The sequence below is a fragment of the Streptomyces sp. NPDC059455 genome, from assembly GCF_042750115.1.
GTDB lineage: Bacteria > Actinomycetota > Actinomycetes > Streptomycetales > Streptomycetaceae > Streptomyces > Streptomyces endocoffeicus.
The window spans coordinates 1-6,540 of sequence record NZ_JBHYVB010000353.1 but is presented as its reverse complement, the minus strand read 5'-3'; the positions used below and the strand labels follow the sequence as shown (position 1 = coordinate 6,540).

8 protein-coding genes and 1 pseudogene are annotated in these 6,540 nt (G+C 66.6%); 3 read left to right on the top strand and 6 right to left on the bottom strand.

The window, feature by feature from the left end; all coding sequences use genetic code 11:
• Nucleotides 1-521: 521 nt before the first annotated feature.
• Nucleotides 522-866 (bottom strand): Zn-ribbon domain-containing OB-fold protein, encoded by a 345-nt coding sequence (locus ACFXB5_RS51795; RefSeq protein ID WP_385222629.1) that lies wholly within the window; start codon nucleotides 864-866, stop codon nucleotides 522-524.
• Nucleotides 867-1,250: 384 nt separating this feature from the next.
• On the opposite strand from ACFXB5_RS51795, the gene ACFXB5_RS51790 reads away from it, so the two are divergent.
• The 3 genes and pseudogenes from ACFXB5_RS51790 to ACFXB5_RS51780 form a co-directional block, all read left to right on the top strand.
• Nucleotides 1,251-1,934, top strand: a complete 684-nt coding sequence (locus ACFXB5_RS51790; RefSeq protein WP_037966218.1) for a TetR/AcrR family transcriptional regulator — start codon at nucleotides 1,251-1,253, stop codon at nucleotides 1,932-1,934.
• A 251-nt stretch (nucleotides 1,935-2,185) separates the two neighbouring features.
• Entirely contained in the window at nucleotides 2,186-2,764 is a 579-nt protein-coding gene (locus ACFXB5_RS51785) for a hypothetical protein (RefSeq protein WP_385222624.1), read from the top strand.
• Nucleotides 2,765-2,890: 126 nt separating this feature from the next.
• A pseudogene (locus ACFXB5_RS51780) lies at nucleotides 2,891-3,028 on the top strand (electron transfer flavoprotein subunit beta); the annotation flags it as partial.
• Nucleotides 3,029-3,233: 205 nt separating this feature from the next.
• Here the strand turns inward: ACFXB5_RS51780 and ACFXB5_RS51775 are convergent.
• The 5 genes from ACFXB5_RS51775 to ACFXB5_RS51755 all read right to left on the bottom strand — a co-directional run.
• On the bottom strand, nucleotides 3,234-4,316 hold the full coding sequence (locus tag ACFXB5_RS51775; protein ID WP_385222621.1) for an integrase core domain-containing protein: 1,083 nt from the start codon (nucleotides 4,314-4,316) through the stop codon (nucleotides 3,234-3,236).
• Between the two features lie 267 nt (nucleotides 4,317-4,583).
• Nucleotides 4,584-4,883: an integrase core domain-containing protein gene (locus ACFXB5_RS51770; RefSeq protein ID WP_385222626.1), complete on the bottom strand. Its 300-nt coding sequence runs from the start codon at nucleotides 4,881-4,883 to the stop codon at nucleotides 4,584-4,586.
• Between the two features lie 304 nt (nucleotides 4,884-5,187).
• Nucleotides 5,188-5,448 carry a hypothetical protein gene (locus ACFXB5_RS51765; protein WP_385222618.1) on the bottom strand — a complete coding sequence of 87 codons (261 nt, stop codon included), beginning with the start codon at nucleotides 5,446-5,448 and terminating at the stop codon, nucleotides 5,188-5,190.
• The gene (locus tag ACFXB5_RS51760) at nucleotides 5,445-5,792 is read right to left on the bottom strand and encodes a hypothetical protein (RefSeq protein ID WP_385222616.1); all 348 of its coding nucleotides are present in this window, start codon (nucleotides 5,790-5,792) and stop codon (nucleotides 5,445-5,447) included. The genes ACFXB5_RS51765 and ACFXB5_RS51760 overlap by 4 nt, the downstream gene beginning before the upstream one ends.
• 427 nt (nucleotides 5,793-6,219) lie before the next feature.
• On the bottom strand, nucleotides 6,220-6,540 hold a 321-nt coding region (locus ACFXB5_RS51755), incomplete at its 5' end, for a tyrosine-type recombinase/integrase (protein ID WP_385222614.1).

The following is a 6,540-nucleotide window of genomic DNA, read 5'->3' as shown; positions in this document are numbered from 1 at the left end:
TTCTCCACCGCGCGCGCGGACCCGGCGTGGGTCGCTTCTTCGATGCGGCGCTGCAGGTCCGCGAGCTTCCCCGCGGTGGTGTGGCGGTCTGGAATATCGATGTCGGTCGGCTGCGCGGGCTCGGTGCTCACTGCTTGGCTCCCTTCTGAACGTTGGCGCTGGTGGCGTGCCAGGTGGTGAGCAAGAACCCGGTTGCCGAGGCAGCTGTGAATGAGTTTCCGAGCGGGAACGGTACTGCCATCCGCACCGGGGAACCCGGAATGAGGGTGGCCGGTTGGTGAAGCGGGGCCGTCAGACCGGCGCCTGGAGGCACCGTTACGTCATTGCGGCTCAACGTTCTTGGCAGGAACGAATCGGTCGGCAGCGGGGGGCGGCGTGGCAGGTGGCAGGCAGGGATCATCGGAGGCACTCCAGAGGTGATGGGCAATGGCCTGCGGGGCCGAGCTCAAGGTCAGAAGGTGTGGTGGGGGACGTACACACCCCAGACGTCGCTGGAGCGAGTGGGCGTGCTGCCTCGACCTTCATCGCCACGGAGGCTGTGGAGGCTCGCAGAGGCGGAAGAGGAGTGCCTGAGGGCCGGACTCGATGCCTTCTGTCAGACACACCGTGGCCCCGACCCGCACGGTGAGCGGCGGCACGCCGATGACCCTGGAGCACAGCCAGAATCCCTCGTTCATGTTGATGGTGGCGAGTGCGCACTGTCTCCCGGGGCTCCGGCCCATGGCCAGGACATGACGGATGACCCCGGTGCCGCAACTGAGCTCCCAGGCGAGATCGGTGGAGGCGCAGACGGGACACAACAGGCGGCGGAAAACTGCGGTCCGACACCAGCGGCAGCGCTGGAAGTACAGCTCTCCACCCCCCACTCCGCCCAGCGGCACCTGCGTGGGGCAGTCCGCCTCCGGGAGTGGGCTCGCGCTTGGATCGACCTCCCGTTCGACGGGGGCTCTATCGGTGGTTTCGATCGCTGTATGGAGCACGGTGTCCCTCTCCGTCCCCGTCCCGAAATGACCCGCGACGGGAGGCGAGGGCTCACCGATCACGGCTGTAGCACGTCGGCACCGCTGTGGCGGCGTGTTTCACAAGCTATGGGATCCAGTTCCGAAAGTAAAGTACTCAGTCCCAAACGACTCCCTGTGATAGAAGCCTCACTGCGTCACTCGGCGCCCGATGCTCGAAATGCGGTGTTCGATCCCATCGAGCTGAGGCAAGTGGCGTCTGCGCGGTGAGACGGGGAAGGATGAGCGGTCATGAGCAAGCCACCTGCACGGATCCGACTGGCAGACGCCGCATTCGCGCTCTTCGACGAGCGCGGATACGAGCAGACGACCGTCGACGACATCGCTGAGCGAGCGGGGCTCGGGCGCACGACGTTCTTCCGGAACTACCGCACCAAGGAAGACGTCATCTTTCCGGACCACGACCGGCTCCTGGAGTTGATCAGAGATCGGCTGGCGACCTCGAGCCACAGCACCGCTCTGGTCGCCGTGTCGGACGCGGTCCGACTCGTACTGCTGCACTACGTGGATGAGGGCGACCTGGCGAGGCGGCGATATGCCCTCACGAGCAAGGTGGCTGCCCTGCGTGACCGGGAGATCGCCAGCGTGGGCCGCTATCAGCGACTGTTCCGGGAGTTCATCGCGGACTGGATGGGGGGCCCGACGGAACCGGCGTCGCTGAGGGCCGAACTCATGGCCGCCGCGGTGGTCGCCGCCCACAACCACGTGCTGCGTCGCTGGCTTCGGGGCGAGTCGTCCGACCCGGTCGCCGAGGTGGACGAGGCGATGCGTGAGGTGCTCGCCCTCTTTCCGGCGCCCGGTTCCTCACCGGAGCCCGGCGGTGGCACCACCGTTGTCGCGTTCAGGACCGGGCAGGACATCGACACCCTGCTTCCCTCGTTGAGGCGTCTCGTCGAGGGCGGTGCCGAGCGCTGAAGCCCGCTCCGCTTGATCGAGTGATGCCGCGCACAGCGGAGACCGGGTCGCGCTTGGGCGTGTTAGCTTCCGGCCGTGGCTTCCCCGGTCCCGCACACATTCCCATTCCATAGCGGAACCGCCGGGACCAGCCCAGGAGGCTGCCCGGCGGCGCTCGGCACCCGTGCCCCGCTCGACCTGCTCGATCTCTTCAGCGACGGCTTCGTCCGTGACCCGTACCCCTGGCTGGATCGGCTCCGGGCCGAGGCCCCGTGCACTACGACCCGGACACCGGGTTGTGGCTGGTCAGCCGATACGACGATGTGCGCCGCGTACTGCTTGACCCGACCCTGTTCCGTCCCGACAACGCTCTGCGGGCAGTCACCCCACTACCGGTCGCGGCGCTGCGGATTCTCGCCCGGGCCGGCTTCACCCTCCCACCCGCGCTCGCCAACAACGGCACTCCCAGCCACCCCGGACTGCGCCGCGTGGTGACCCGATTCTTCAATGCCGAGCGCGTCGCCGCGGCCATACCGGTCATCCAGCGCGTCGCCGAGGACTTGCTCGACGCCGTGCGGTCGGAGATCGACGCCACCGGTCGCTGCGAACTGTTCAGCTCGTTCGCGCAGGTGCTGCCCTGCCGGGTACTCATGGAACTCCTCGGCATCCGGGGAGTCACTCAGGCCACTTTGATTTGCTGGAGCGATGCCTCGCTGGAACTGTCCCCGACCCGGAGCGGATGCGCCCGTATCGGACGAACGTCCGTCACCACCTCGCATTCGGCGTCGGCCGTCATCGCTGCCCGGGCGCGTCCCTGGCGCGCACAGAAGCGGCCGTGGCCTTGCGAGTAGCAGCCAGTTGCCTGTCCGGAGCGCGGCTGGAGGAAGGCGGGACCGAGTCCCCGATGCTGGGTCTGCTGTCCTTCCGGGCTCCCCCCGGCGTCACCGTCAGCCGATGAACAGGCGGTCTGCCCTGAGACCATCGACCGGGATGACGCGGACGGTTTGCTCTCCGAACTCGACGAGTACGCGGTCGAGCAGGCGCTGCAGATCGCCGAAGGCCAGCGGCAGGAAGTGGACGACGATGTCGAGGTCACGGTCTTGACCGCCAGCCCGTGGGCCCCAGCCGGCCAGGGTGTGGAGTATGTCCGTACGGCGGCCGTCCAGCCCCAGCCCCCGCAGGTGGCGGTCGCCCTTGGCCTCTGATCCTTGCGCGGCACCGACGCGAACACATTAGCCACGAAGCACGCCAACTTCACCCCGGGCCCGGTTCACTTCATGTGTGTTCACCCTGTGCCGCTCTAAAAGTCATCGCAGCATGTCATGCCGCGTATCTGTACTCGTTGATGAGGCCGCCGAGGATCCGGGTGCGCAGCGCTTTGCTGGTGCTGAGGGCATGCGCCGCAACAGGTTGTTCGTGGGCGTCGGGTGGTAGCTGGTTGCGGGTCTGGTGGGGTCGGTGTTCGTTGTAGTGCCGCTCATAGGCCGCGAGGATGTGGCGGGCGTGGGCCTCGTTCATGATGAGGACGTGGTTGAGAGCTTCGCGTCGGATGCTGCCGATGATGCGTTCGCGGTGCGCGTTCATGCGGGGAGTCTGTGGCGCACTTGTGAGGATGTCCATCTCCTCGGCTTCAAAGGCGGCGTCGAACGCTTCGCCGTACCTGTCATCCCGGTCGCGTAACAAGAAGCGCAGGGACTCGATGCGTATGCCCAGGTCGGAGGTGAGATTCCGCGCCTGCTGCACCGCCCGGTCCCGTGTCGGGCGGGCTGTGACCCCGGTGATGCGCAGCCGCCGGGTGCCGTGCTCGAGGAACACCAGCGCATACAACCGCCCGCCGAGGGCGGTGTTGATGTGGAAGAAGTCTGCCGCGATGATGCCCTCGGCTTGTGTGGTCAGGAACTGGCGCAAGGCGGGGCCTGAGCGACGTGGAGCAGGGTCGTTGCCGGCCGCGTTGAGGATCTCCAAGACGGCCGAGGCGGCGATCCGATGCCCGAGTCGGGTCAGCTCCCCTTGGATCCGCCGGTGCCCCCACGTCGGATTCTCCCGGGCCAGCCGCAGGACGAGCTTCTTGATCGCTGCCGTGGTGGGTGGGCGGCCGGTGCCCCGGCGCGCGGTGTAGTCCCACTTTGCGGCGATGAACCTGCGGTGCCAGGCAAGCAGGGTGCCGGGGGTGACAGGGAAGATATCGCTCCAGTGGTGCCGGGGTATCAGCCCGGACAGGGCGGCGAACCAGAACCGGTCGGCGGGCTCATAGCGGACCGGTCCGGTCAACTGGCGGCGCAGGACCGCGCTCTCGTGCCGCAGCACCAGAAGTTCCGCGTCCTTCGCCGTCCCACGACGGAGGAATACCGATGGAACCGTCAGCAGCTTCCGGGGCACCTTGTACAACAAGGACACGATCACGCAAGGCATAATCCCAGCGAACTGACCGCACCCCGCTCAGCTGCGGCGATGACTTTTCGAGCGGCACAGGGTCGTGGCAATACGTCTGATCTACCTGCTCGGGTGCCAGACCTTCCGATGGCTCGCGCTGCTGGCCCGGTCGAGCGCGGCGAAAGACATTGAGATCTTGATGCTCCGGACCCAACTCACCCTCGCACCGCGCATCCAGCCACGGCCCCGGTTCTCCTGGAGCGACAGGGCCGTGTGGGTGCCGGAAACCGTGTCACCCTATGCGGCCTGCTTGTATTCGTGGATGAGGCCACCGAGCCGATCAAGCCGGGAGACCATTGTGCGGTCGCTGACCGACCGCGGTTCAGCGGCGATCAACTGGTCTGGTGGATGTTGTCCAAGGGATCGGTGCGGTCGATGTCTGTTGTAGTGATCCGCGTACTCACTGACGACGAGGCGTAGGTGGTGCTGCCCGGTGATCAGGACGCGGTCGGTGGCCTCGCGGCGGCATGATCCGATCCAGCGTTCCGCGGTCCCGTCCACCTCCGGCGCCGACTCCGGCCACGACCGCGGCTCCATCGACACGGAACCCCTCCCGCTCCGTGACCGGGAACGAAAAGGACCGGCCACGAGACCAGCCTGCCGCAGCGATCAACACCCCGACCAGCACAAACAGTAAATGGGCAACAGGATCGGGCAGTGTCCCGCCGTACAAGCACCGCCCGCCGGGACGGAGAGAAGACGTCGAGTCACCAGGTACAGAAGCGATACGATCATCCACACCTGGTTGCAGCTTCTGCACGCCGGGGCAGAGCGTTTGACCAGCAGCGATGAATAACCGAGCCCCACAGACCTCAACAACGGCGCTGGAACGAGAGCAACGTCATCCGTACCAGGTGATGTTGCAGATATAGATGCAGTGATGGCGTGGTACTGAGAGGAAGCTGATGAAGCCGCGTCCGCCGAGAATGTCGAATTCTCGGAGTCCGCCTTCTCGGTCGAGGGGCCGACCCACCTTTGCCGCGTCGACTCCAAGCGCGGTGAGTTCGGTCGCCAGTCGCTCGACCTCTGCTACGACACCTGGCGCAAGTCCGTCGGCGACGTACTCCTCACTCGGGTTGTACTCCCAGGTCCAGTCGGTCACAGCCCCGCCTCGGCCTCCGCGGCCTTACGGATCTGCTGAATTTCGTGGATGGCCGCCGTCGGGTCCTGTTCGGCCATATCGACGATCTGCTCGAGTTCACGGAGGCGGGCGGCGCGTTCCGGGTGCCGCTCGATGGCGACGAACACGGCCCATGAGTGGACGAAAGCCCGCAGGGGCGCGAGGCTCTCTGTCTGCTGTGCGTTTGTAGTCGCCTCGAACAGGTGCTGAGTGAGCGCAGGGACTCTGCTGGGAGCGATCCGGGCGACAGCCGTGCGCAGTGCGTCAGGGGTGAGGTCGGGCATGGGGATCAGGGGTCCATACGGGCCGTCTGGCTGCGCACTCACGATGACCTCCAGTGCAGGGTTTGCTCGTCGTACCCTACCGTGCGGGCGCGGTAGCCGTGGGAGACTCCTGTCCGCTCCGCAAGCCGTCGCATGGCGTGGCTGTTGCTATGGGGGAGTGGTTGATTGGCGTGTTCTCCGTAGGCGCGCAAGGGCGCGGTATGGTTCTGAACCGAGCGCTACGGCGCGGTACGGATCGTCACGTAGAGTTGCCGCTGGGGGCCAAGGGGTCGCAGGTTCAAATCCTGTCGTCCCGACGGTGTGACCAGCGGGTTTGCCAGTGATGGCAGACCCGCTGATTGCGTTCGTGTGACACGTGATGGCGATGTGATGACACCCGGTGAACGCTGAGGTGCCACCGCCACGGTGCCCCTGGCCAGGGGCGCCGCAGCAGAGAGAATCCAAAGCGGGCGCGGGGCGGACGAAAGGTTCAGGCCGCCCGCTGTTCTGACGCTTCGCCAGGATCGCCGGTGGCGTGTTTGCGGTCGGCGCGTTCCAGGGCTGTGCCGATGGCGGCGACGGCGTCGCGGGCGGCGTGGGGGAGCAGGTGGCCGTAGAGGTTGACCGTGGTGGCCAGTGTCGAGTGGCGCAGTGTCTTGGAGACCACGGCCAGCGGCACCCGTGAGCTGATCATGATGGTGGCGGCGGTGTGTCGCAGGTCGTGGGTGCGCCGTGAGGCGCAGTGATTCGAGTGGAGGTGAGAGACCTTCGCCGCTGATCCCGTCGCAGCGGGACGGTGGAGCTGGGGGCA

Coding starts and splice junctions, on each gene's coding strand:
- ACFXB5_RS51770 (WP_385222626.1), bottom strand. CDS start 4,883: ATGGAGCCGCGGTCGTGGCCGGAGTCGGCGCCGGAGGTGGACGGGACC.
- ACFXB5_RS51790 (WP_037966218.1), top strand. CDS start 1,251: ATGAGCAAGCCACCTGCACGGATCCGACTGGCAGACGCCGCATTCGCG.